This window comes from Streptomyces sp. NPDC017979, assembly GCF_044328175.1.
Taxonomy (GTDB): domain Bacteria; phylum Actinomycetota; class Actinomycetes; order Streptomycetales; family Streptomycetaceae; genus Streptomyces.
Genome location: NZ_JBIRGU010000001.1, coordinates 935445 through 960080 on the forward strand (window position 1 = coordinate 935445; position 24636 = coordinate 960080).

General features: G+C 72.1%; 23 protein-coding genes. 13 read left to right on the plus strand and 10 right to left on the minus strand.

The window, feature by feature from the left end; all coding sequences use genetic code 11:
- The first annotated feature begins 54 nt into the window (after positions 1 to 54).
- On the plus strand, positions 55 to 1014 hold the full coding sequence (locus ACH4E8_RS03945) for a peptidoglycan-binding protein (RefSeq protein ID WP_398444053.1): 960 nt from the start codon (positions 55 to 57) through the stop codon (positions 1012 to 1014).
- Between the two features lie 267 nt (positions 1015 to 1281).
- Here ACH4E8_RS03945 and ACH4E8_RS03950 read toward each other — a convergent pair whose 3' ends face one another.
- The 7 genes from ACH4E8_RS03950 to ACH4E8_RS03980 all read right to left on the minus strand — a co-directional run bounded on the left by ACH4E8_RS03950 (position 1282) and on the right by ACH4E8_RS03980 (position 8988).
- The gene (locus ACH4E8_RS03950) at positions 1282 to 2460 is read right to left on the minus strand and encodes a hypothetical protein (protein ID WP_398444055.1); all 1179 of its coding nucleotides are present in this window, start codon (positions 2458 to 2460) and stop codon (positions 1282 to 1284) included.
- Positions 2460 to 3176 carry an RNA polymerase sigma factor gene (locus ACH4E8_RS03955; RefSeq protein ID WP_398444056.1) on the minus strand — a complete coding sequence of 239 codons (717 nt, stop codon included), beginning with the start codon at positions 3174 to 3176 and terminating at the stop codon, positions 2460 to 2462. Before ACH4E8_RS03955 ends, ACH4E8_RS03950 begins: the two co-directional genes overlap by 1 nt.
- Positions 3177 to 3614: 438 nt before the next feature.
- The gene (locus ACH4E8_RS03960) at positions 3615 to 4304 is read right to left on the minus strand and encodes a DUF4232 domain-containing protein (protein ID WP_398444058.1); all 690 of its coding nucleotides are present in this window, start codon (positions 4302 to 4304) and stop codon (positions 3615 to 3617) included.
- A 242-nt stretch (positions 4305 to 4546) separates the two neighbouring features.
- A complete protein-coding gene (locus ACH4E8_RS03965) occupies positions 4547 to 4912 on the minus strand; it encodes an SH3 domain-containing protein (RefSeq protein ID WP_398444060.1) in 366 nt (121 codons plus the stop codon).
- A gap of 504 nt (positions 4913 to 5416) precedes the next feature.
- The gene (locus ACH4E8_RS03970) at positions 5417 to 5974 is read right to left on the minus strand and encodes a hypothetical protein (RefSeq protein WP_398444061.1); all 558 of its coding nucleotides are present in this window, start codon (positions 5972 to 5974) and stop codon (positions 5417 to 5419) included.
- Between the two features lie 254 nt (positions 5975 to 6228).
- Positions 6229 to 7263, minus strand: coding sequence for a DUF4328 domain-containing protein (locus ACH4E8_RS03975; RefSeq protein ID WP_398444063.1), 1035 nt, complete (start codon positions 7261 to 7263; stop codon positions 6229 to 6231).
- A gap of 195 nt (positions 7264 to 7458) precedes the next feature.
- Positions 7459 to 8988, minus strand: coding sequence for a glycoside hydrolase family 20 protein (locus ACH4E8_RS03980; RefSeq protein WP_398444743.1), 1530 nt, complete (start codon positions 8986 to 8988; stop codon positions 7459 to 7461).
- A 509-nt stretch (positions 8989 to 9497) separates the two neighbouring features.
- On the opposite strand from ACH4E8_RS03980, the gene ACH4E8_RS03985 reads away from it, so the two are divergent.
- The 6 genes from ACH4E8_RS03985 to ACH4E8_RS04010 all read left to right on the plus strand — a co-directional run bounded on the left by ACH4E8_RS03985 (position 9498) and on the right by ACH4E8_RS04010 (position 14631).
- Positions 9498 to 10196 carry a 2-oxo-4-hydroxy-4-carboxy-5-ureidoimidazoline decarboxylase gene (locus tag ACH4E8_RS03985; RefSeq protein ID WP_398444065.1) on the plus strand — a complete coding sequence of 233 codons (699 nt, stop codon included), beginning with the start codon at positions 9498 to 9500 and terminating at the stop codon, positions 10194 to 10196.
- Positions 10197 to 10469: 273 nt separating this feature from the next.
- Complete coding sequence (gene sdhC, locus ACH4E8_RS03990) at positions 10470 to 10850, plus strand: succinate dehydrogenase, cytochrome b556 subunit (RefSeq protein WP_361538397.1); 381 nt, start codon at positions 10470 to 10472, stop codon at positions 10848 to 10850.
- A gap of 8 nt (positions 10851 to 10858) precedes the next feature.
- On the plus strand, positions 10859 to 11335 hold the full coding sequence (locus ACH4E8_RS03995) for a succinate dehydrogenase hydrophobic membrane anchor subunit (protein WP_398444067.1): 477 nt from the start codon (positions 10859 to 10861) through the stop codon (positions 11333 to 11335).
- A gap of 20 nt (positions 11336 to 11355) precedes the next feature.
- Entirely contained in the window at positions 11356 to 13110 is a 1755-nt protein-coding gene (gene sdhA, locus ACH4E8_RS04000) for a succinate dehydrogenase flavoprotein subunit (RefSeq protein WP_398444069.1), read from the plus strand.
- Positions 13110 to 13871: a succinate dehydrogenase iron-sulfur subunit gene (locus ACH4E8_RS04005; RefSeq protein ID WP_398444071.1), complete on the plus strand. Its 762-nt coding sequence runs from the start codon at positions 13110 to 13112 to the stop codon at positions 13869 to 13871. The genes sdhA and ACH4E8_RS04005 overlap by 1 nt, the downstream gene beginning before the upstream one ends.
- 163 nt (positions 13872 to 14034) lie before the next feature.
- Positions 14035 to 14631: a hypothetical protein gene (locus ACH4E8_RS04010; RefSeq protein ID WP_398444073.1), complete on the plus strand. Its 597-nt coding sequence runs from the start codon at positions 14035 to 14037 to the stop codon at positions 14629 to 14631.
- Here ACH4E8_RS04010 and ACH4E8_RS04015 read toward each other — a convergent pair.
- The gene (locus ACH4E8_RS04015; protein ID WP_398444075.1) at positions 14618 to 15424 is read right to left on the minus strand and encodes an alpha/beta fold hydrolase; all 807 of its coding nucleotides are present in this window, start codon (positions 15422 to 15424) and stop codon (positions 14618 to 14620) included. The genes ACH4E8_RS04010 and ACH4E8_RS04015 overlap by 14 nt on opposite strands.
- 136 nt (positions 15425 to 15560) lie before the next feature.
- Here ACH4E8_RS04015 and ACH4E8_RS04020 point away from each other — a divergent pair, with 136 nt between their 5' ends.
- Genes ACH4E8_RS04020 through ACH4E8_RS04030 form a run of 3 tightly spaced genes read left to right on the plus strand, consistent with a single transcriptional unit; the run spans position 15561 to position 17379 of the window.
- Positions 15561 to 16076, plus strand: a complete 516-nt coding sequence (locus ACH4E8_RS04020) for a hypothetical protein (protein ID WP_398444077.1) — start codon at positions 15561 to 15563, stop codon at positions 16074 to 16076.
- 8 nt (positions 16077 to 16084) lie between these two features.
- Entirely contained in the window at positions 16085 to 16546 is a 462-nt protein-coding gene (locus ACH4E8_RS04025) for a thiol-disulfide oxidoreductase DCC family protein (RefSeq protein WP_398444078.1), read from the plus strand.
- Positions 16468 to 17379, plus strand: coding sequence for a TetR/AcrR family transcriptional regulator (locus ACH4E8_RS04030; protein ID WP_398444080.1), 912 nt, complete (start codon positions 16468 to 16470; stop codon positions 17377 to 17379). The genes ACH4E8_RS04025 and ACH4E8_RS04030 overlap by 79 nt, the downstream gene beginning before the upstream one ends.
- Positions 17380 to 17466: 87 nt before the next feature.
- On the opposite strand, the gene ACH4E8_RS04035 is transcribed toward ACH4E8_RS04030, so the two are convergent.
- Positions 17467 to 19659, minus strand: a complete 2193-nt coding sequence (locus ACH4E8_RS04035; RefSeq protein WP_398444082.1) for an MMPL family transporter — start codon at positions 19657 to 19659, stop codon at positions 17467 to 17469.
- Between the two features lie 174 nt (positions 19660 to 19833).
- Between ACH4E8_RS04035 and ACH4E8_RS04040 the strand changes: the two genes are divergently transcribed.
- From ACH4E8_RS04040 to ACH4E8_RS04050, 3 genes are all read left to right on the plus strand, one after another.
- A complete protein-coding gene (locus ACH4E8_RS04040; RefSeq protein ID WP_398444084.1) occupies positions 19834 to 20541 on the plus strand; it encodes a response regulator transcription factor in 708 nt (235 codons plus the stop codon).
- A complete protein-coding gene (locus ACH4E8_RS04045; protein ID WP_398444086.1) occupies positions 20538 to 22115 on the plus strand; it encodes a sensor histidine kinase in 1578 nt (525 codons plus the stop codon). Before ACH4E8_RS04040 ends, ACH4E8_RS04045 begins: the two co-directional genes overlap by 4 nt.
- A 92-nt stretch (positions 22116 to 22207) precedes the next feature.
- Positions 22208 to 23059: an MOSC domain-containing protein gene (locus ACH4E8_RS04050; protein ID WP_398444088.1), complete on the plus strand. Its 852-nt coding sequence runs from the start codon at positions 22208 to 22210 to the stop codon at positions 23057 to 23059.
- Positions 23060 to 23111: 52 nt separating this feature from the next.
- Here the strand turns inward: ACH4E8_RS04050 and ACH4E8_RS04055 are convergent, their stop codons facing one another.
- Positions 23112 to 24521, minus strand: a complete 1410-nt coding sequence (locus ACH4E8_RS04055) for a metallophosphoesterase (RefSeq protein WP_398444089.1) — start codon at positions 24519 to 24521, stop codon at positions 23112 to 23114.
- Positions 24522 to 24636 lie beyond the last annotated feature (115 nt).

A 24636-nucleotide genomic window follows, 5' to 3' on the forward strand; every position in this document is an offset into this window, starting at 1 on the left:
TGTGCATCGCTCGGTGCACGGGCTCAGGACACAGGCCGACAAGGGGGGACGAACGTGCCCAGCAACACCCTCGTGGAAAAGCCCGCACGGAAGCTCGTGGGGATACCCGTGGGCAAGCCCTTCGTACGGAGGACCCTCGCCGCGGCCGTCGTGGTCGCGGTGACCGCGGGATGTTCCGCGCAGGCCGCGGACCGCGCGTCCGGGCCGTCCGACGGCAAGCCCGGCGGCGCCACCGCGCCGACCCGACCCGCGGCGCCGTCCGCCGAGGCGGCACCGACGCCGACGCCGGCGTCCACCCCGTCGCAGACGGCTTCCGCGGCGCCGTCCGCAGCGCCGTCGGAGCGGCCGGAGGCCACGGAGAGCAGCAGCGCGCCGCCCGCCGAGGTGCTGATGGCGCAGGGCTCCCGGGGCGACCGGGTGCGCGAGCTCCAGGCGCGGCTGGCGCAGATCGGCTGGTTCGACGACACCCCGACGGGGACGTACGGGCAGGTCACGGCGACCGCGGTACGGGGCTTCCAGGGCAAGCGCGGACTGCCGGAGACGGGGAAGACGGACACGGTCACCTGGCAGCGGCTGCTCGCGATGACGAAGCAGCCCACGCGGGCGGAGCTGGAGGGCAAGGCGGTCAACAAGCCCCAGGTGAAGCTGGACCCGCGCTGTCTGAACGGCCGGGTGATGTGCATCAGCAAGACGAGCCGCACGCTGTCGTGGGTGGTCGACGGCGAGGTGGAGTCGACGATGGACGTCCGCTTCGGCTCGCAGTACACCCCGACCCGCGAGGGCGTCTTCAGCGTCTTCATGAAGTCGCGGGACCACGTCTCGTCGCTGTACGACACCCCGATGCCGTACGCGCTGTTCTTCAGCGGCGGCCAGGCGGTGCACTACTCGGCGGACTTCGCCGCGAACGGCTACAAGGGCGCGTCGCACGGCTGTGTGAACGTCCGGGACAAGAAGGCGGTCGCCGCGCTCTTCGACCAGGTCCGCAACGGCGACAAGGTCGTCGTCCACTGGTGAGCAGCCGGGGCGCCGGGCGGGGGCCGGGCGAAGGAGAGCCGGGGTCGGACGAAGGAGACGAAGGAGAAGAGGCGCGGACGGGACCGGGGGAACGTGTCCCGCCCGCGCCATGTGCGCCCAGCCGTAGGTACGGGGGGAACCCCGGCTTTACTGGCGCGCGCCGATGACCAGTCGGCTCACTCTCTACTGCGCCGTAGCCTCCAGAAACGTCACACCAGGTTGTGAGAGCTTTAAATTCGCAGGTCAGCGCGGATGCGGGGGCAGTGATCAGACCCGCAGATCGAAGCCGGTGCCTGCGCCGGGACCTGCGTCGTAGCCGTAGACGTAGCCCGAGACGCGGTCGTGTCCCTCGGGGTGGTCGTCCCCGTCCCGGTCCTGGGACCCGTGCCAGGCGCGGCTCCCTTTGCCGCCTCGGTCACCCTTGTCGTCCCGGTCCTGCGAGTCCTTCTTCTTGTTCTCGTTGCCCTTGCCGCGGTCGTTCTGCTCGCCGGGGCCGCGGTGGGGATTGCCGTTCGCGGTGCCGGCGCCGTTGCTGGAGCCCGCGCCGTTGCCCGTGCCTGGGCCGTTGCCCTTACCGGGTCCGTTGGGGCCGGTGGCGCCCTGATTGCCCCGACCGCCGCCGTTGGCGTTGCCGTTCCCCTTGCCGTTGGCGCCGCCGTTGCCCTTGCCGAGGCCGTTGCCGAGGCCGGGGTGGGACGGGGTCGCCTCGGCGAGCCGGGCCGTGCAGTACGCGTCGATCCGGTCCCGCCCCTTGGCAGCGACGGCCAACAACTGCCGCCCCTTCGCGTCCAGCGTGCCAGCCCGGTGGTGGCCACACGCGTGCAGCGCCTTGAGGTGGAGTTCCGCGGCGCGCGCCGCACGCTTGCCCTCGGCGCTCAGCCCCTCGCCGGGACCCTTGGGAGCACCGCTCCGCGCCCCCGCCGTGCTGGAGGGCCGGTGCGGCCCGCGGGACGGCGCCCCGGAGTGCTCGTCGGACGACCGGTCCGTCACCGAATCGGAGTCGGTGCCGGCGGAGGCGTCGCCCCCGGACGGGGACGCGTTGCCGAAAGGGGACGGCAGGAGGTCGCCTCCCGACGCGACCGCGACCCCGCCGAAGGCGAACCCGGCGACGACGGCGACCACTCCGAACCGGAACGGCGACGAAAGGCGCGTACGACGGCGTCGGGAGCGGGACACAGTGCCGATGCGGACGACGCCGATGGCTCCGTCCTCCGCGTCCGTCTGCGCTCCGGCCGGCGTCCTCGCCGCGCGGAAGGCGGCGAGCGCGGCGGCCTCGCCGGGCAGTTCGCCCGCGGCCGGCGCGGGAGCGGAGGCGGCGTCGCGCAGCGCGCGGTCCAGACGTACGGCTTCGGCCCGCGCGGGTTCGCCGAGCGCCCCGACCGGCTCCCCGCGCAACAGGCGCTCCGCCGTGTCCTGGTCAAGCCACTCGTACCGCTCGTCGGCCATCACATGTCCTTCTGCGTCCGCAGCCGTGAATGCGTCACACCGGCGGATGCCGTCGCACCCGTCCCGGGCCCGCGCTGCGGTGGCACCCCGTCCAACTCCGGCCCCGCCTGCCGCGGGACCGGCCCGGGGGCGGCCCCCGGATCGTCCGCGTCGACCACGCCGTCCGCGTTGGCGCCCAACAGCTCGGCGAGCTTCTTCAGCCCGCGGTGGGCGGCGGTGCGCACGGCGCCGGGCCGTTTGCCGAGCGTCTTGGCCGCGCTCTTGGCGTCGAGGCCGACGACCACCCTGAGCACGACCGCCTCCGCCTGGTCCTGCGGCAGTTGCGCGATGAGCGCCATCGTATCGCCGGTGGACAGGGCCTCCATCGCCTCGTCCGCGGTGTCGGACGGGGCGGCCCTGGCGGTGAGCTCCGAGTCGTCGCCGCCGACGGCGGGGCGGCGGCCGCGCATCCTCAGGTGGTCCAGCGCGCGATTGCGGGCGATCCGGGCGGCCCAGCCGCGGAAGCGGTCGGCGTCACCGTGGAAGCCGTCCAGGTCGCGGGCGATCTGGAGCCACGCCTCGGACGTCACGTCCTCGGCGTCGGGCTCGCCGACGAGCGTGCGCACATAGCCGAGCAACCGCGGGTGCACCGCGCGGTACACAGAACGGAACGCGCACTCGTCCCCGTCCTGTGCCGCGAGCACGGCGGCGGTCAGCTCCGCGTCGTCCCCCAGCACAACCTCTACCTGTACCTGTTATCTGTACGCGTCATCCGTACGTTGTCGTCCGCACGTGCGACTGTTCCGGTCCGCAGCAGGTCAGCGCTGCGCTCTGCCCTTGGCCTCTGATTTCGGCCCCCGTACGAGACCAGAACGCTACGTCGTTCCAGGGGGCCGCGTCCATGGTTTGTACAACTTGCAACCAAGTGGGAAGAAGGGGTTTCGGCCGCCCTGTGACACAAATCGCGCCCGCGGCGCAGAGTGAGGTACGGGGCCGCGCACCGGCCCCGCGCGTAGCGACGACCGGGGTCTCTCCTGTGGGGGGTGGCGACCCCGGTCGTCCCTCGTTGCCCCCCACGGCCCCGGGCACCGAAGTCGGCCACGGCCGCCGCGCCGGAGCTGAGAGCGCGTCCCTGTGCGTGTGGAAGCGCGCGGGACCCTGCGGACGCGGCCTGGCTAGCTCGCGCCGCCCTGGCCCGCGCTGCCCATGGGGCCGACCTTGACGGGGGTGCCGGAGCCGTCGGTGACGGGGAGGGTGGCTGCGCCGGGCCAGGCGAGGGAGAAGGACTTCGTCTCGCCGGGCGGGGTCACCACGATCGCGGTGATCTTCACTCCGGAACCGCCGGACTTGTTCAGCGGATAGGTGACGCCGAAGGTCACGGACTCGCCGTCCTTGAGGGTCATGGGGGTGGACTTCCCGCCGCTGCGCTCCGCGGACACCGTGCCCTCCCTGGTCTTCAGGTCGACGCCGGCGTATCCGTTCAGGGCGCAGTCCCGGCCGCCGCCGTTCTTGAAGGTGACCGCGACGGTGCCTTCGTCGTCGCCGCCGACGGTGCCGTCCACCGCGGAGATGTCCAGGGCGTCGGTGCGGCACAGGCCGGCCCCCGCGGCCGAGTCCTTCCCACCGTCCCCGCCGTCCTTCCCGCCGTCCCCGCCGTCCTTCCCGCTGTCCTTCCCTGCGCCCTGCTCCACGCCGTCCGAGGACGAGCCGCCGCCCGAGGACGACCCGGCGGACGCCGCGGGCGTCTCGTTCTTCCCCGTCCCCCCGCTCGACCCGGCACCCGCGACGTCCTCGTCGTTGCAGGCCGTGAGCGAGAGTCCGGCGGCGATGGCCAGGGCGGCGAAGGTGAGCTTGCGAGCGCGCATGGTTTCTTCCTCGGTGTCGGTGGAGCGGGCACTTACGATCACCACGACCGTCCCGGCCCAGGCCGCCGTTCCGCCCGACCGCCGCCTAGGACACTCCTGTTACGCCCTGCGAACGTTCCGCCGCCCGCTGGGACAGACCCGTGACCCGGCGGATCTTGACCACCCCGAACACGCGTCAGGGGCCGCGCCCGACCGGCGCGGCCCCTGCTCCCCCCTGGCTCAACCAGAGCCTGTCTTACGGCTTAGCGACCGGGGATCTGACCCGGCGGGTTCATCGGCCAGCCGATGACGTCCCAGCTGATCCAGCCCTTCTTGCCCTTGTGGGGTCCCTTCAGGACCTTCCCGTAGACCCAGTTGCCGCGCTCGCAGTACGCGAGGAGCTTGTTGTCGCCCTTGTGCACCAGGCCCTTGGACGTGTAGCTCTTGCCCGGCCCGGTACGGAAGTTCGCCGTGTCGGTGACCGCGACCTTCCTGTCCTTGAAGTTATTGCTGCAGGCCGAGGAGCCGACGGCAGAAGCGCTCGAAGCGCTCGCCATGACCCCCGTCATCACCATCGCGCCGACAGCGAGCGCGCTGCCCGCCCTACGGACGAAACTGCTTTTCCTCATGCATCCCCGCTTCGTTTGAACTTGTGCTGTGCTTTTCATCGACCTTGATTGCAGGGCCAGTTGGCCAAACCGTCCCGGCCGATCCCTCCCCCAGGGCGCCGCCTCCCCTGAGCTGCGCATCTCCCTCGACGGGCGCGCTGCACGGGAATACGGCGGACGGCATTCGCCTCATTTCTGAAAGACCCCCGGAGGCCGAATGCCCAACCCACCTTGCCAGCGGGCCAGGTGCTAGATCAAGCCAGGTCTGCTTATGCCCGTGATCGCGTGACCTATTGGTGAAGAGAACCGATCGAGAGTGTTGCGCGATATCGAGATTTGCCTGACTTTGGCCGACGATCCGTGCTTCGGGCACCCGAGTGGTGCAGGAATTGTGGACGTCATCCCGCGGTGATGGTCAGACGGCCCGGCCCGTCGGCGCCGAGTGCTCGTGGACGTCACGTACCCGTGTCGGCGCCGAGCAGTCGCGGGCGTCACGCACCCGTCAGCGCCCAGCAGTTGCGGGCGTCACACACCCGTGCCGCGCGCCTGGCGCGAAATCGCCGCGGCCAGGACTCGACGCCCCTCCGTCGACACGTGCAGCACCTGCCGCAGCCCCGCCCCGTCCGCCTGCACGACCAGGATCTCCAGCACCCTCGTCTGTCGGCGCAACTCCCCCGCCACCAGCGGGCCCGCCGCGTCGACGCCGGGCGGCTCGTAATCGCGGTGGGCGGCGAGCGCCGCTCTCGCGCTCTCCTCGGCCCAGGTGCGCAGCGGGTCCAGCGCCCACTGGGCGGGGGCGGTGTCGAGCATGCGCCGCACGGCTCCCGCGGCGGCGGGGCGCGGCCCGTCGTCAGGCGTGGCCTTCAGCGCGTCGCGGGCTTCCGCGAGCCGTTCGGCCCAGTGCGCGGCACCGTCCGTGAGGCCCGTCCACAGCGGGCGCAGCACGGCGGCGGGTGCGCCGTCGCCGAGTAGCGGCAGGCACCTTTCCAGACAGCCCACCCCGCTCGCGGCGAGCGCCCGCTCGTCCGCCCGTGCGAACAGTGCGCACAGTTCTCCCTGGGTTTCCGAGGTCTGCGACACCATCGGACCCCTCCCATCGCTGACGACGCGTTCGGCGCAAAGTACCCCCTCCCGCGCACGGTCCGCCATGGTTCTACGACATCGATCCGCTCACCGATTCCCCCCGGATCGCACACATGTGCCCCACCGCTCTGTTACATTCGGGCCACTCGGAAACATGGCTCGTGAACGGCTTGCCCCGTTCGCTCGTAGCCTCCGGGTGCCGGTGTGGGCCCGCACACCCCCGGGCGGGCCCACGCCCGGCCACGCCGTGCGCCTCAGTGGAAGGCGGGCGCCGGCGGCGGGTGCGGCAGCGAGACCTTCTCCGACTGCATCCGGGTGATCGCCCGGACGACCAGGATCGCCAGCACCGCCGCGACGATGTCCGCGAGGTCGGAGAAGACCAGCCCGAAGGCGGCGGAGCCGACCTCCTCCGGCGACTCGGCCTTGTCGTAGCGCATCACCGACACCCGGGCGACGATCAGGGAGAGGACCCAGAACCCCCACCAGAAGTTCAGCAGCCGCTCGGGCTGTTCCTTGTGGCCGCCGTACGGGTTGCGGCGGCTGGCCGCCCAGATGTCGCCGGCGACCTTGCGCGGAATGACGAGGTTGGCGAACGGGATGAACCAGCCGCCGATCGCCCAGCCCCGCTGCATGCGCGGGATGTCGGGGGCGAAGGCGTCCGCGTTGGCGCGGGCCTTGAAGAACCAGATGACGAAGACGACCGCGGTGGCGAGGTAGGCGACGACCTGGAGCACGCCCGCCAGCGCCATCAGCCCGTCGGCCCGGTCCAGCGTGTCCGCGCTGACCGAGAAGGGCGACTGCTCCAGGTCGGCCATCAGGGTGCTGACGTTCACGGCGGCGCCGATGGAGAAGAGGTCCGTCGCTATCACCGCGCCGAGCAGGGCCATCACGGCGTACGACAGGCCGACGGGCACCTTGACGGCCAGCGGCACGGGTGCGTACGGCATGCCGACGGGCGGCGCGGCGGGGTACGGCGCCGGGCCCGCCGGGTACGGGGTCGGGCCGCCGTACGGAGCCGGTCCGCCCGGGTACGGGCCGGGGGCCGCAGGGTACGGGCCGGGAGCTGCCGGGTACGGCGGCGGCGCACCGAAACCGGCGGGCTGCGGCTGCCCCGGTGCCGGGTAGCCGGGCGCGCCGGCCGGCGCGGGCTGCCCCGGTGCCATCGGCGGAGGCGGCGGGCCTTGTTGGGCGGCCCCCGGCGGCACCGCCCCCTGCGCCGCGGCGCAGCCCGCGCACAGCCCGTTCGGAGTGACCGCGGGCGTGGCGCGGCAGACGGAACACACGTTCATCGAAAAGGAACCCCCCAGGAAGAACCGGACAGAGCACGCCCCGGCGCAGCGGGTGCGGGGGAGCGTACGGAGACCGGTCGCGCACCGTGCGCGACCGCCTGCGGAACATACGCGGCCCCGGACCGGGAGTCCAGACGAATACGGACAGGGCGGTCCAGGCGGTGCGGGCCCGCCGTCGCCCGCTCCGCCCGGCGCTCAGCGCACCTGCTGCGCCAGCGCCGCGAACTCCGCCCAACTGCGGTCGGGTTGCCGCGGGTCCCACACCTTCTGCGCCGTCGCCGCCAGCGGCAGCTCGATCCCCCGGGCGATCTGGTCCGGCGTCTGCGCCCCGGCCACGTCGCCCCAGATCGCGAACCGCCCGCCGAGGATCTGGTCCGAGTACTCCTCCGGCACCGGTTTCGTGCCGCGCAGCACCAGCGGGGTCCACTGCTCGTAGATGCGCTGCCCGGTCGGGTACACGAACTCGTTGGGCTCGCCGAGCACGTAATAGAGGTACTCGTCGTTGAGGTTGACCACCTTGCGGCCCTCGGCGAGGTACTCCTCCGGCGGGCGGGCGCCGATCTCCTTGCCCGTCCAGTACTCGACCTCCACGTCCTTGTCGACGCTGACCCGACCGCCGGCGAAGAAGCCGTCGTTCCACGCCTTGGGGACGCGGCCGAGTCCGCGGACGAGTGCGGCGCGGTCGTTGACCCATGCCGTCGCGAGGTCCTGCACGCGCCCTTCCGGGCCGTACTCCGCACGGGCCTTCGCCGCCAGCGCCGGAAAGGACGCCTCGGGATCCCGCCAGGTCAGGGCGGTGTACTCGTCACCTCCGACGTTCCAGTACCGCCCGTCGAACAGATCCGCGTACTCCCGCAGGAGTTCGTCGACGAGCCGGGCGGACGCGGGGTTGCCGATGTCGATCGCGCCCTGCACCACCCGCCCCGACGCGTCCTTCAACTTGAGGTCGGGGTGGTGTGCGAGGACGGCGCCGAGGTGGCCGGGCGAGTCGATCTCGGGGATGACGGTGATGTGGAGCGAGGCGGCGAGGCCGAGTATCCGGCGCACCTCGTCCTTCGTCAGGTGCTGGGGCGAGACGACTTCGGGGTGGGTCGTGGACTCGATGCGGAACGCCTGGTCGTCGGAGAAGTGCAGGCCGAAGTGGTTGAGCTTGAGGTCGGCCATCTCCCGCAGCCGGTCCTCGATCCACCCGACGCTGAACTCCTTGCGGGCGATGTCCAGCATGAACCCGCGCTGCGGGCGGTCCGGCGCGTCCTGCACCGTGCCCTCCGGCATGGCGCCCCCGGAGCGCACGGCCTGCTTGAGGGTGCGGGTGCCGTAGAAGACGCCCGCCTCGTCCGGGCCGGATATCCGCACCCGGCCGCCCTCCGTGCGCACGGCGTACGACTCGGGTCCGCCCTCCTGGCCGCGGTCGAGGACCAGTTCCACGTCGCCCGTGCGCGCCGCCGTCACCCCGCGGTACGGGACCTTCAACTCGCCCGCGACGAGCTTGCCCTCGTCCGCCAGCGCCTCGCTGCCGCGGGCGACGACCACCCCGGCGTCCGGGCCGGGGCGCCAGCCGGGGCCCCGGGCGGCCCGGTGCTCGCGCACGGCGGGCACGGTCGCCGGCGCCGTGGACAGGGGGTACGTCGCCGTGGGCGAGGGGGTGGCCGTGCCCGACGCGGGGGCGTCGGCGGAGGCGTCGGACCCGGATGAGTTCGAACAGCCCGTCAGGGCGAGCGCCAGGGCGAGCCCGACGAGTCCCCCGCGGCGGGTACCGCTCCGGGGACCCCGCCGGGCCGCGCGCCGGGCCGCACTCCGTACGACCGGCGCCCGCGCACCCGCGCGCTCTGCGGACCGTGCGCCTGCCGCGTCACCCGTACGGTCGACACGGGCCGCGCCACCCGCGCCAACCACTGCGCCCGTGCCGTCGGAGCCCTCTACGATGCGCTTCACCTGGCCACCTCCTGCGCCTCGACCGCGCCTCGCCCTCGATTCCCGCCGCCTCCCGCGGCCCACTGCATACCGTCCCAAAATCCGTGCAACCGGCCAGGTCGTCCATCGGATGAACGGAAACTCTTCCGTCCGGGTGAAATTCGCGCATCCGTCGGACAGGTACTCGCACGGCTGGATAGCGTTGACCTGTCAACCCCACTCGTCACAGCCTTCCCGGCCGCACCACCCGTTCCGGGTGTACGGGTCGTTCCGGCCGTCCGGTCCCACCGACCGCTCCGGCCCTCTCCTCTAAGTCAGCAGTGAGTCAGCAGCCAACCGCATTCCCCTCTTCTCGTGGTGAGGAGCCCACGCTGTCCAGCGATTCCGACGCCGGTCTCCCGCACCCCGCCCGGCCGTCGCACCTGGCGCTACCCGCGCAGACCACCGCGAGTCCGGCCGGCCCGACCGCGGTGCCGAAGCCGCTCGGCCCTGCGGACGCCCCGCAGCAGCCCGGGCTCACCCTGTTCAACTCGGCCACCGACGAGGACGCCCTCGCCGCGCTGCTGGCGTGCTGCGGCAGCGCCCGCTGGGCCGAGCGGGTGGCCGCGCACCGCCCGTACCCGGACGTCGGCTCCCTGCTCGCCGCCGCCGACGAGGCGGGCTACGACCTGGCCCCCGCCGATCTGAGCGAGGCGCTCGCCGACGAGTACCCGGCCGGGCCGCACCCCGACGCGCCGCAGGGGACCCACGTCGCGCGAGCGCTGGACGCCGCGCACGCCGCGTACGAGAGCCGGTTCGGCCACTCCTTCGTCCTGCACCTCGACGCCTACGCGCCCGAGGAGTGGGTCGACGAGATCCTCATCGGCATCCGGCTGCGGCTGAACCACGAGCCGGACCAGGAGCGCGTCGTCTCGGCCGAGCAACTCCGGCTGCTGGCCCGCGCCCGGCTGCGACAGACCGTCGCCGGCCCCCGGGCCGCCACCACGGCGCCCTGGCCAGGAGCCCGGACCGCCCGCTGAGTCCGGACCGAACGGTGCGCCCCAGGCACTGAACCTCCAGGACATCCCCCCTCATAACCGATGAAAGCGGGCGCGTCCCGCCGTCCCCGACCGTCGCCGCAATAGCCCGTCCGTGGATCTTTGCTTGCCTGTTTGATCACACCTGCGGACCCCGTGCGAAGGAACCGACAAGTCGTCGCTACGATGGCCGGGGCCGGTGGACCGTACCCGGCCGGGCCAGACCGACACCCACAAGCCGGCAGGCCCCAGTCCCCGCTCCCGGAGGGTTCTTCCGTGCCGGCTGGAACGCTGTACCGCGGCCGGGAAGGAATGTGGTCCTGGGTGGCTCATCGAGTCACCGGCGTCCTCATCTTCTTCTTCCTGTTCGTCCACGTCCTGGACACCGCTCTCGTCCGCGTCTCCCCAGAGGACTACGACAAGGTCGTGGCCGTCTACAAGACGCCGATCGTCGCGTTGCTCGAATACGGCCTGGTGGCCGCCGTCCTCTTCCACGCCCTGAACGGCCTGCGGGTCATCGCCGTGGACTTCTGGTCCAAGGGCCCGCGCTTCCAGAAGCAGATGCTCTGGACCGTGATGGGCATCTGGATCGTGCTGATGGCGGGTGCCCTGTATCCCGTCCTCGGCCACGCCGCACGCGAAGTCTTCGGGAGCTGATGCCGGTCATGTCTGCTGACACCTCTTCCGCAATCGGGGCCGTCGAGACGGAACCCCTGTACGACGTCGACAACCCGGCGCCCGTCATCGAGCCGCCGCGCAAGCGGACCGCGCGCACCCCGCGCTCCACCCGCGGCAACTTCGAGATGGCCGCGTGGCTGTTCATGCGGCTGTCCGGCGTGGTGCTGGTCGTCCTGGTCATCGGCCACCTGATCATCCAGCTCGTGCTGGACGGCGGCGTCTCCAAGATCGGCTTCGCGTTCGTCGCGGGCCGCTGGGCGTCCCCGTTCTGGCAGGTCTGGGACCTGCTGATGCTCTGGCTCGCGATGCTGCACGGCGCCAACGGCCTGCGTACCGTCATCAACGACTACGCCGAGCGCGCGAACACGCGACTGTGGCTCAAGGGCCTGCTGTACACCGCGACGGTGTTCACCATCCTGCTGGGCTCGCTGGTGATCTTCACCTTCGACCCGAACATCCGCTAGAGCCGGGGCTGACGAACCTCATGAAGATCCACAAGTACGACACCGTCATCGTCGGTGCTGGCGGCGCCGGCATGCGCGCCGCCATCGAGGCCACCAAGCGCAGCCGCACCGCGGTGCTGACGAAGCTCTACCCGACCCGCTCCCACACGGGCGCCGCGCAGGGCGGCATGGCCGCCGCGCTGGCGAACGTGGAGGAGGACAACTGGGAGTGGCACACCTTCGACACGGTCAAGGGCGGTGACTACCTGGTCGACCAGGACGCCGCCGAGATCCTGGCGAAGGAGGCCATCGACGCCGTCCTCGACCTGGAGAAGATGGGCCTGCCGTTCAACCGGACCCCGGACGGCACCATCGACCAGCGCCGCTTCGGCGGGCACTCCCGCAACCACGGCGAGGCCCCGGTGCGCCGGTCCTGCTACGCCGCGGACCGCACCGGCCACATGATCCTCCAGACGCTGTACCAGAACTGCGTCAAGGAGGGCGTGGAGTTCTTCAACGAGTTCTACGTCCTGGACCAGCTCATCACCGAGGTCGACGGCGTCAAGCGCTCGGCCGGCGTGGTCGCGTACGAGCTGGCCACCGGCGAGATCCACATCTTCCAGGCGAAGGCCGTCATCTACGCGTCCGGCGGCACCGGCAAGTTCTTCAAGGTGACCTCCAACGCGCACACCCTCACCGGCGACGGCCAGGCGGCCTGCTACCGGCGCGGGCTGCCGCTGGAGGACATGGAGTTCTTCCAGTTCCACCCCACGGGCATCTGGCGGATGGGCATCCTGCTCACCGAGGGCGCCCGCGGCGAGGGCGGCATCCTGCGCAACAAGGACGGCGAGCGCTTCATGGAGAAGTACGCGCCCGTCATGAAGGACCTCGCCTCGCGCGACGTGGTATCCCGCTCCATCTACACGGAGATCCGCGAGGGCCGCGGCTGCGGCCCCGAGGGCGACCACGTGTACCTGGACCTGACGCACCTGCCGCCGGAGCAGCTCGACGCCAAGCTCCCGGACATCACCGAGTTCGCCCGGACCTACCTCGGCATCGAGCCCTACACGGACCCGATCCCGATCCAGCCGACGGCGCACTACGCGATGGGCGGCATCCCGACGAACGTCGAGGGCGAGGTCCTGGCGGACAACACCACCGTCGTCCCCGGTCTGTACGCGGCCGGCGAGGTCGCGTGCGTCTCCGTGCACGGCGCCAACCGCCTCGGCACCAACTCGCTGCTGGACATCAACGTCTTCGGGCGGCGTTCGGGCATCGCGGCGGCCGAGTACGCGGTGCAGGCCGACTACGTCGAGCTGCCGGAGGACCCGGCGGCCCTGGTCGTGGAGATGGTCGAGCAGCTGCGCGACTCCACGGGTAGCGAGCGCGTGGCAGACCTGCGCCGCGAGCTCCAGGAGACGATGGACGCCAACGTGATGGTGTTCCGCACGGAGCAGACCATCAAGACGGCCGTCGAGAAGATCGCCGAGCTGCGCGCCCGGTACAAGAACGTCTCGATCCAGGACAAGGGCAAGCGGTTCAACACGGACCTGCTGGAGGCCATCGAGCTGGGCAACCTGCTCGAACTCGCCGAGGTCATGGCGGTCTCCGCGCTGGCCCGCAAGGAGTCCCGCGGCGGCCACTACCGCGAGGACTACCCCAACCGCGACGACGTCAACTTCATGCGCCACACCATGGCGTACCGCGAGGTCGGCGACGACGGCTCCGAGTCCGTCCGCCTCGACTACAAGCCGGTCGTCCAGACCCGCTACCAGCCGATGGAGCGTAAGTACTGATGGCTACTCCCACGATGGACAAGGTGGAGGCGGAGGCCGCGGCCTCCTCCCACCTGATCACGGTCACGTTCCGGATCCGCCGGTTCAACCCGGAGGTCTCGGAGCACGCGGTCTGGGAGGACTTCCCGATCGAGATCGACCCCAAGGAGCGGGTCCTCGACGGCCTCCACAAGATCAAGTGGGACATCGACGGGACGCTGACGTTCCGCCGCTCCTGCGCGCACGGCATCTGCGGCTCCGACGCGATGCGGATCAACGGCAAGAACAGGCTCGCCTGCAAGACGCTGATCAAGGACATCAACCCGGAGAAGCCGATCACGGTCGAGGCCATCAAGGGCCTGACGGTCCTCAAGGACCTGGTCGTGGACATGGAGCCGTTCTTCCAGGCGTACCGCGACGTGATGCCGTTCCTGATCACCAAGGGGAACGAGCCGACGCGCGAGCGCCTCCAGACCGCCGAGGACCGCGAGCGCTTCGACGACACCACCAAGTGCATCCTGTGCGCGGCGTGCACCACGTCGTGCCCGGTGTTCTGGAACGACGGGCAGTACTTCGGCCCGGCCGCGATCGTCAACGCCCACCGGTTCATCTTCGACTCGCGCGACGAGGCCGGCGAGCAGCGGCTGGAGATCCTGAACGACAAGGACGGCGTGTGGCGTTGCCGCACCACGTTCAACTGCACGGATGCCTGTCCGCGCGGCATCGAGGTCACCAAGGCGATCCAGGAAGTGAAGCGCGCGCTGATCACGCGTCGCTACTGAGGTCCCGCACGACGCTCGGCTGACGGGCCCCGCATTCCCTCCGGTGGATGCGGGGCCCTGCGCGTTCGCCAACAATCCGGATCGTTGCTTCACCCCGCGGGCCGCCGGGTGGCAGGATCGACGGGGACGGTGAGTTGACGCAGCAGGAAGCGGGGAGCTGACGATGACCGAGCCCGGTCCGCACACGAATCCAAGCCCGGACCACAACCCCTACGCGCGGGAGGGCGAGCCCGAGTACCAGTGGGGGCCGGACACTCCGCCCGGCACTCCCGCGTACGGCTACCCGGCCCCCGGCTACGGCTATCCCAACCAGCCGCCGCACTACGCCCAGACCCAGCCGTCGTACCCCGTGCCGCTCGGCACGCCCTTGGGGACGCCGCTCGGGACGCCGTTGGGCGCACCCGTGCCCCTGGGGGCGCCGCTGGTGACCATCGGCGACATCGTGGTCCTGCACGACACCATCGTCACCCCGTCCGGCCACCTGCCGCTGAAGGGCGCGGTCTGGAACGTCACGGACATGTCCCGCACCGAGGAGAAGATCCCCACGCACGCGATCGTGCTCGCGGTGGTCTTCTTTTTCTTCTGCTTCCTCGGCCTGCTGTTCCTGTTGATGAAGGAGAAGCAGACCACGGGCTACGTCCAGGTCACGGTCACCAGCGGCGGCAAGCACCACGTCACGCTGCTGCCCGCGCAGCACATGATGACGATCCAGCACGTTGCGGGTCAGGTGAACTACGCGCGCTCGCTCAGCGCGATGTGACGGCGTCGGGGTAGACGGCGTCGAGGAAGTCGACGAGCAGGCCGGTGACCTCGGCCGGGCGTTCCAGGCTCGGGAGGTGGCCGGCCCACTCCAGTTCGCGGTGGTGCGCGCCGGGCAGGGCCGCCGCCGCTCGCCGCGCCGCGGTGCGGAAGTCGACGAGGTCGTGCGCGCCGGAGACGACGAGCGCCGGCACGGACACGTCCGCCAGCGCGGCGACGTCGAAGTCGGCCGCGGCCGGGGGCTCGTCGGCGGTGGCCAGTTGGACCTCGTACGCGTGCAGTTGCATGGCGGCGACGGCGGCGAGGGTCGCTCCGTCCGCCTCGGGGCCGAGGAAGGTGCGGGCGCAGAGCGCCGCCGCCTCGTCCAGGTCGCCGTACTGGACGAGTTCCACTTCCCGCTCCTCCAAGGCGGTCAGCTCCGCGCTCTCCGGCACGCCGGGCAGCGGTCCGGGGCAGAGCAGCGCGAGGCCGGTGACGCGCTCCGGGGCGCGCAGGGCGATCTCCAGGGCGGTCCGCCCGCCGAACGAGGCGCCGATCAGCACCGCCCGCGCCATGCCCACGGCGTCCATCAGGGCCAGTACGTCGTCCGCGTCATCGGCGGCGGGTTCGTCGGGCGCGCCCGCGCAGGGCGTTTCGCCGTAGCCGCGGAAGTCCGCGCGAACGACCCGGTTGCCGGCCGCGGCCAGGGCCGGTAGCTGGGCGTCCCACATGCGGCGGTCGCACACCGTCGAGTGCAGGAGCACGACGTTGCGTGCGCTGCCGGTCGGGCCGGCCAGGTCATGAGCGAGCGTCATCCGCGGAGGTTACCCCGGGGCCGCGGGCCCGCCAACCCACTTTCCGGAAGCCCAGGTTCCGTGTTGAACGTGTTCAAAAAGAGGGCTACCTTGCTGTCGTCGGAGTTTTTGAACACGTTCAGAAGGGTCGGCGAGCATGGACTTCAACGTCGTCGGATACCTGATCTACCTCCCCATCAGCATCACGCTGACCGTCTGGGTGGCCCGCACCCTCAGCCGCAACGGACGGGTCTTCCTGTCGGACGTCATGAACGGCGACGAGAAGCTCGCCGATGCCGTGAACCACCTGCTGGTCGTCGGCTTCTACCTGATCAACCTGGGCTTCGTCGTCGCGTACTTGAAGATCGGCGACACCGTGGAGAGCACCCGCAACCTCTTCGAGGAGCTGTCGGTGAAGCTCGGCGTCGTGCTGTTCGTCCTCGGCGTGCTGCACCTCACCAACTTCTTCGTGCTCAACAAGATCCGTCGGCGGGGGCTACAGCGGCACGAGTCGACGCCGCCGGTCGCCCCGCAGGGCTGGCTGCGGCCCCCGGCCGTGGCGACGGGGCACAGCCGGGCGGCGACGGGGTACGGCCCCATGCCGGGCCAGCCCCCGACGGCGGGCCACGGACCGGTGGCCGGCCCCACCGACACCCCGCCGAGCCCGCGGTGAGCGGCGCGGTGACCGCCCACGGGCCCGACGGCGCGGTGGTGCGTCGGCTGACCGTCCTGTTCGACCCCGAGTGCGGCCTCTGCGCCCATCTCAAGGGCTGGCTGGAGCGGCAGCACAAGCTGGTACCGATGGACCTGGTGCCGGTCGGCTCGGCGCAGGCGAGGACGCTCTTCCCCGACCTCGACCACGCGGCCACCCTCCGCAAGATCACCGTCATCGGCGACGGGGGTCAGGTCTTCACGGACGACGCTGCGTTCGTGGTCTGCCTGTGGGCGCTGGCCGACCACAGGGCCAAGGCGCACTGGCTGGCCGGCCCCTCCGGGGCGTCCTTCGCCCGCGCCGCCGTCATGGCCGCGGCCAAGTACCGGACGGCGACGGGAGCGACGCAACGATGGCTCGACGAGGTGCCGGGCCGGACGGGGCCACCACCGTCAGCGCCCTGTGGCGACCGGTGCGCCCCGCCCCATTAGGCTCGGGCAGCGTGAGTGACGGCAAGAGCGCCCCCAAGAGCGAGCAGACCCGGACGCTGATCCTGGAGACCGCGCTCCGGTTGTTCCAAGAACGGGGCTACGACAAGACGACGATGCGGGCCATCGCCCTGGAGGCGGGGGTGTCGGTCGGGAACGCCTACTACTACTTCTCGTCCAAGGAACACCTGGTCCAGGGGTTCTACGACCGCATCGGCGCCGAGCACCGGGCGGCGGTGCAGCCGCTGCTGGCCGCCGAGACGGACCTCGCGGCCCGGCTCGCGGGCGTGCACCTGACCTGGTTGGAAATCGCCGAGCCGTACCACGAGTTCGCGGCCCAGTTCTTCAAGAACGCAGCCGATCCGGAGTCTCCGCTCAGCCCCTTCTCGCCGGAGTCGGAGCCGGCGCGGGAGGCGGCCGTACAGGTCCACCGGGAGGTGCTGACCGGGGCGAAGGCGAAGATCCCCAAGGACCTGGCCGACACCCTGCCGGAGTTGCTGTGGCTGTCCCACATGGGGCTGGTGCTGTATTGGGTGTTCGACCGGTCCGAGGGCCACGAGCGCAGCCGCAGACTGGCGGAGAAGGGGGCCCGGCTGACCGCGAAGGGGATCCACCTCTCCCGCTTCAAGGTCCTGCGGGGGCTCGTCAACGACGTGCACGAGCTCTTCACGGACCTGCTGCCGGGCATGGCGCAGTCCGTCGCGGCGCGCAAGTCGGACACCGCGGCCCGCAAGACGACCCGCCGGGCGGGCGGGCGCAAGCCGCTCACCCGGCGGTCCACCGCCGGCGCCGAGCCGGCTCCCGGACCCGGCTCGGCGCCGGACGGCGGAAAGTGATGGACGCGGGTGTACGGAGCCGGCGCCCCGTACACCCGTGCTGAAAGTCCTAGTGCCCCTCACGGGCAAACATTGCCGGTCACGGCACTAGCTGCCGACGGGCGCGTCCTCCTTGGCCCCGTTGCGGGCCGGGCTCGCCGGGGCCGGTTCCTCCTTCGGTTCCACCGCGAAGTGCGGCAGCCACTTGTCCAGCCAGCCCGGCAGCCACCAGTTGGCCCGGCCCAGCAGGTACATCACCGCCGGCACCAGCGCCGTGCGCAGGACGAACGCGTCCAGCGCGACGGCCGCGGCGAGCCCCACGCCGATCATCGCGGCCTCCACGTCTCCGCTGAAGACGAAGGCGGTGAAGACGCAGATCATGATGAGGGCGGCCGAGTTGATGACCCGGCTCGTCTCCGCGAGGCCGACCCGCACCGCCCGCTGGTTGTCCTTGGTGTGCACCCACTCCTCGTGCATCCGGCTGACCAGGAAGACCTGGTAGTCCATGGAGAGCCCGAACAGCAGGGACAGCATGATCGCCGGGAGGAACGCGGTGATCGGCCCCTCCTTGCCGAAGCCGATCAACTCACCGCCCCAGCCCCACTGGAAGATCGCGACCATGATCCCGAACGAGGACGCCGCCGCGACCAGGTTCATCACCGCCGCCGTCAGCGGCACCCCGATCGAACGGAACGCGATCAGCAGCAGGAGCGCGCCGAGCCCGACGACCGTGACGAGGAAGTACGGCAGCCGGTCCGCGGTGACCTCGGCGAAGTCCTTGAAGACGGCGGTCGCACCGCCGACGTGGGCCCGTTCCCCGGACGGCGCGACCACGTCGTCGCGGAGCGCGTCGATGAGCCGGCCGGTCCGCTCGTCCTGCGGCGACGTCGCCGGTACGACGTGGATCACCGCGACGCGCGAGCCGGGCGGCGTGGGCATGACCTCGGCCCGTACGACGCCCTCCGTGGCCTTCGCCCGCTGCGCGAGCGCACCGACGGCGGCCGGCTCGGCGCCGTCGACGACGATCTGGACCGGGCCGTTGAAACCGGGCCCGAAGCCGTCGGCCAGCAGGTCGTAAGCCTTCCTGGTGGTCGTGGACTCGGGGTGGTTGCCGTGGTCGATGGTGCCGAGCCGCAGCGACAGCACCGGGAGCGCGAGCACCGCCATCACGACGAGCGCCAGCGCGCCGACGGCCTTCGGGCGCCGCTCGACGAACGCGGCCCAGCGGGCGCCGGCGCTGCTCGCCCCCTCGGAGCCGGCACCTTGCGGCCCTCCGGCCGCGAGCCGGCGCCGCTGCCGGCGGCTGAGCACCCGCAGCCCCAGGAACCCGAGCAGCGCGGGCAGCAGCGTGATCGCCGCCAGCACGCTCAGCACCACCGTCAAGGACGCGGCGATGACGATGCCTTCGAGGAAGCGCAGGTCCGTCACGAGCATCCCGGCCAGTGCGATGCAGACCGTGGCGCCGGCGAAGACGACCGCGCGGCCGGAGGTGTTGACCGCGGTGACCGCCGCGTCCTGCGGCGCGACGCCGCGCAACAGCCCCCTGCGGTGCCGGGTGACGATGAAGAGCGCGTAGTCGATGCCGACGCCGAGGCCGACGAGGGTGCCGAGCAGCGGCGCGATCGTCGCCAGCTCCGTGCCGTGGCTGACCAGCCCCGTCAGCACCAACCCGATGCCGACCGCGAACAACGCCACGACCAGCGGCAGCAGCATCGCGAAGAGGGAGCCGAAGGCGAGGAAGAGCACGATCGCGGCCGCGACGATGCCGACCAGCTCCGCCGTGCCGGCCGGGGGCTCGTTCGCGTACACGACGGCCTGACCGCCGAGTTCGACCCGCAGCCCGTCGGCGCGGGCCTCCGCCACCTGCTCGACGACGTCCTCGACCAGCGCCTTCGGCACCTCTTCGGCACGGTCGACGAAGACGACCGTCGCGTACGCCGTCCGGCCGTCCGCGCTGACCGCGCCCGCACCGTCGGGGCCGTACGGACTGACGACCTCCCCGACTCCCGGCATCCGCGCGATCTCCGCGAGCGCCGGCTCCAGCCGCTCCCGCACCGCGGCGTCGCGCACGGAGCCGTCGGCGGTGCGCCACACCAGCGTCGTCGGATCGCCCGAGCGCTCCGGGAACGCCGAGGCCATCAGGTCGTACGCGCGTTGGGAGTCGGTGCCGGGGAGGCTGAAGTCGTTCGAGTAGTCGGACCCCTTCGCACCGCCCAGCGCCCCCAGGCCGAGCAGCGCCACCACCCACAGCACCAAGACGACCAACCTGTGTCGATAGCACCAACGTGCCCATGCCGCCACGACGTCATTCCCTTCACCAGCTCGCCACGTCCCCCGGGGCCCGCCTCAGCATCGGTCGACGGCCCGGCCCGTGGCGGCCGCGGAGCCGGACTCTCAAGGAACTCCAAGACAACGGAGCCCCGTCGGGGCCGCATTCGTACGGATACTGGGAGCCGAGCGGAGGGGGCGCGGACGATGGAGCAGCGGGAACGGCACACGGGGGCGACGGTGCTGGTCGTCGAGGACGAGCCGAGCATCGCCGACGTGCTCGCGATCGCCCTGCGCCACCACGACTTCGAAGTGGTGACCGCCGCCGGCGTCCGGCAGGCGCAACTGCTCGCCGAGCGGGCGCGGCCCGACGTGGCGCTGTTGGACGTGATGCTGCCGGACGGCGACGGCCGCGCGCTGGGCCGGGCGCTGCGCAGCCGACTGCCCGAAACCGCGGTCCTGTTCGTCACGGCCCGGGACGCGCCCGCCGAGGTGGTGGGCGCGCTGCGGATCGGCGACGACTACATCACCAAGCCGTTCAACGTCGACGAGGTGGTGGCCCGCATCCAGGCCGTGCTGCGGCGCACCCGCCCCGCGCCCCCGGGGGACGTCCTCCCGGTGCCGCCGCCGCTCCGCCACCGGGACCTCGAACTGGACGAGACGACGTACGAGGTCCGGCGCGGCGACCGCGCGGTGCAACTGACGCCGACGGAGTACGCCCTGCTGCGCTTCCTGGTGCGCAACGCGGGCCGGGTGGTGTCCAAGGAGCAACTCCTGAGGCACGTGTGGCGCTACGAACACTCCGCGGAGTCGACCGTGGTGGAGACGTACGTCAGCTATCTGCGGCGCAAGTTGGATCCGCTGGGGCCGCCGCTGATCACCACGCGCCGGGGCGTGGGCTACGGGCTGACGTGAAAGCTCCGGACGTCGACGACCGCGCGGTGCGGGTGCGCGGCTGGACCGGTTCCCTGGAGGGCTTCCGGCGCTGGGTGCGGGTACGGCACCGGCGGATGCACTCCCTGCGGGCCAAGCTCACGCTGGTGAACCTGCTCCTGCTGCTGCTCGGAGTGGCGGCGGCGACCGTCGTCAGCCTGCTGGCGATGCAGCACTACCTGTTGCAGCGGGTGGACGGGGAGCTGTTGGCCAGCCGGGAGGCGGTGCAGCAGACCGACTTCACCCAGGAGGACCTCAACCAACTCCAGGCGATCTCCACCCTGCTGGAGCACGTCGCGTCGCCCAGGGAGCCGGATTCGACGGCGCTGCCGCGGCCGGGCACCATCCTCGTGGCGCTGGACGCGGGGATGCGGCCGACGCCGTTCGCGACGCACGAGCCCAGCGGGCGGCAGTTGGAGCTGGCGGCGGCGGTGGGGGACGCCGCGGGGTTCGCCGCGAGCGGTCGGGTGCGGGACGTGGAGGTGGCCGGCGACCCCTACCGCGTCGTCGCCGGCGCCCTGCGGGACGGGTCGGTGCTGCTGCTCGCGGCGGACGTGGAGGCCGTACGGTCCGGGATCCACAAGGCGCTCAAGGTCGACCTGGCCTTCGGCGGGCTGCTGTTGTGCCTGTTGGCGCTGGTCACGATGAAGAGCACCAAGCGCCTGGTCCGTCCGCTGGAGGGCATGGTGGAGACGGCGTCCGCGATCGCGGAGGGCGACCTCGCCCGGCGCGTACCGGCCGGCCGGCACCCCGTGAACGAGATCGAGCAGCTACGGGTGGCGCTCAACTCGATGCTGCACCAGGTGGAGTCGGCGTTCGAGACGCGGGAGCGCAGCGCGGCGCAGCTACGGCGGTTCGTGGCGGACGCCTCCCACGAGCTGCGCACGCCGCTGGCCGCGATCCAGGGCTACCTCCAGCTCTACGACCGGGGCATGCTGCGCTCGCCGGCCGAGCGGGAACGGGCCCTGGTCCGGATGACCGCGGAGGCGGACCGGATGGGCCGGCTGGTGTCCGAGTTGCTGACGCTCGCCCGCCTGGACGGTCTGGAGGGCCGCCCGGAGGTCCATCGGCTGGCCCCGGTCGACCTGGGCCGGCTGGTCCGGGACGCGACGGACGACCTGGTGGCGCAGCAGCGGGAGCGGCGGGTGGTGGTGCGGGACGGGGCGCCGGGGGCGGTCCTCGGTGACGAGGCCACGCTGCGGCAGTTGGTCGGCAACCTGCTGGCGAACGTGCGGGTGCACACGCCGGTGGACGCGGACGTGACGGTGGAGGTGTCGGCCGCGCCCGACGGCTCGGTGCTCTTGCGCGTGGCGGACGAGGGCCCGGGCATGGCACCGGACGACGCGGACCGCATCTTCGACCGCTTCTTCCGCGCGGACGGCGCGGGCACGGGCGGCAGGAGCACGGGTGGCGCGGGCACGGGCAGTGGCCTGGGCATGTCGATCGTCCTCGCGGCGGCGGACGCCCACGGGGCGGCGGTCGCGGTGACGACGTCCCCGGGCGCGGGCCTGACGGTGACGGTGACGTTTCCGAGCGCGCCCTGGCTGCCGGGCTGAGGTCGGTGGGGTGGGCGGCGGCCGACGTGACACTGGCGGGATTCCCGTTTGCGGCACCGCTGCTCGGGTCCATACGGTCGTAGGCCGGTGGCATGAACACAGCACTAGGAGGGCGCGTGGCCACGGTCGCGGAGCTGTTGTCCTACCCCGTCAAGGGATGCGCGGGGGTGTCGACGCCCACCGCGGTGCTGACGCCCGCGGGTCTCGCCCACGACCGCAGCTTCATGGTCACCAGCGAAGAAGGCGTCTTCCGCACGCAGCGGCGCCATCCGCGGATGGCCGTGATCCGGCCCGAGGTCAGCGACGGCGGAGAGCGGCTGACGCTCGGCGCTCCGGGCACGGACCCGGTCGGGATCGACGTCGACGCCTCCGGTCCGCCCCGGCAGGTCGAGCTGTTCGGGAAGGCGTTCAGGGGCGTCGACCAGGGGGACGGCGTGGCCGGCTGGCTGTCCGACTTCCTCGGGGCCCCGAGCCGACTGGTGCGCGTTCCGGTCGACCACGACCGGGTCACCGACGGTCGGATACCGGGCACTTCCGGGTACGCCGACAGCTGTGCCGTTCACGTGCTGTCCCGGTCCTCGCTGGACCTGCTGAACCGACGGCTGGGTGAGAACGGCGCGCCGCCGCTGCCCATGGACCGCTTCCGGCCGAACGTCGTCGTCGACGGCTGGGACGCCCCGCACACCGAGGACCGCGCCCATCGGATCGCCGTCGCCGACGTGGAACTCGGCTACGCGAAGCTCGCCGTCCGGTGCGCCGTCACCACGGTTGACCAGGGCGCCGGCGCCAAGGCGGGCCCCGAGCCGCTGCGGACCCTGGCCGGCTACCGTCGGGCCGCCGCGGGCGGCGTCGCCTTCGGGACGAAGTACGCGGTGCTCAGCCCGGGCGAGCTGGCCGTGGGCGACGAGGTGCGCGTCGTGTCCTGGGGCGATTCGGAGCTCTGAACCGTACGTAAAGGACCGTGAGCCGGGGCCGTGCGTCAGGGCTGCGCGGCGCTCAGGCTCGTCGCGCCGCCAGTTCGACCACCGTGATGTCCGACTCCGCTCCCACCCGGACCGGCGGGCCCCAGGCGCCGGCGCCGCGCGTCACGTAGAGCTGGGTGTCGCCGTACCGCTCCAGGCCGGCGACCGTCGGGTTCGCCAGCCCCGCGAGGTACGGGCCGGGCCAGAGCTGGCCGCCGTGGGTGTGGCCGGAGAGCTGGAGGTCCACGCCGTGGTCCACCGCGTCGTGGATGACCACGGGCTGGTGGGCCAGGAGCACGGACGCCCGGGTGCGGTCGCGGTCGCCGAGGGCCTTGGCGAAGTCGGGACCCTTGCCCTCCTTCTCGCCCTCGACGTCGTCGACGCCGGCGAGGTCGAACCCGGCGGCGATCTCCACGCGTTCGTTCTCCAGGGGCCGCAGGCCCAGCTCGCGGACGTGGTCCACCCACTGCTGGGCGCCGGAGAAGTACTCGTGGTTCCCGGTGACGAAGAAGGAGCCGTGCTTGGCCCGGAGCTGGGTCAGGGGCTCGGCGGCCGGGCCGAGGTCCGCGACGTCGCCGTCGACCATGTCGCCGACGACGGCGACGAGGTCGGGGCTGGTGGAATTGATCGCGTCCACGATCCGCTGGGTGTGGCCGCGGCCCAGGATGGGGCCGAGGTGGATGTCGCTGACGACGGCGATGCGGAATCCGTGCGCGGAGCGCGGCAGCTTGGCGAGCGGCACGGTGACCCGCTTCACGCTGGGGCCGTTCAGGACGCCGTACGCGCCGTATCCGACGGTGCCGAGGGCCGCGGCGGCGGCGCCCGCGCCGACGACGCGGGAGACGAAGGTGCGCCGGGAGACGGCGACAGGGGTGGGGGCGGGGGTCGTGGCCGGCTGCGTCGCAGGAGCAGGAGCAGGAGCAGGAGCAGGGGCCGAGGCAGAGGCAGAGGCAGAGGCATGAGCAGCGGCGGGCTCGGGCTCTTCGGGCAGGGGTGCGGGCTCGGCCGTGGACTCCCCCGCACCGACGCCCGCCGCGGGAACGGGAGCCCGGCTCGGGACCGGCGTCTGTGTCTGTGCCGGAGCGACGGTCTCTGCGGGCACCGCCGCAGGAGCCTCCGCGCCCCCGCGCCGCGCCGCGACCCGCAGCCACACGACCCGTACGACCTCACCCGCGAGCAGGAACAGCACCAGGTACAACAGCACGGCCAGCCACAAATAGCCGGGCCAGGCAAGGATCTTTTCGAGCCAGAACGGCGCCCCGGACCGGGAGGACCCGAGGGCGGCGAAGGAGAGCAGCGGCAGCACGGTCACCACGACCGCTCCGACCCGGCGCGCGGTGCGGTTCGCGGTCGTGGACCGGACGAGCCGGAACCATACGTACCAGTGCGCCGCGGCCAGCAGTGCGACCACCGCCACCACCGCGAGCAGGACGACCACGATCACGGACTGCTTCCCCCATCCTCAACTGACGACCCGGGGCGGCGACGCCGCGCCCGCACCCCGTACCCCGGGGACACCCCCACGGGGTGTCCAACGCACCACGGCCGTCTCGCGTGCC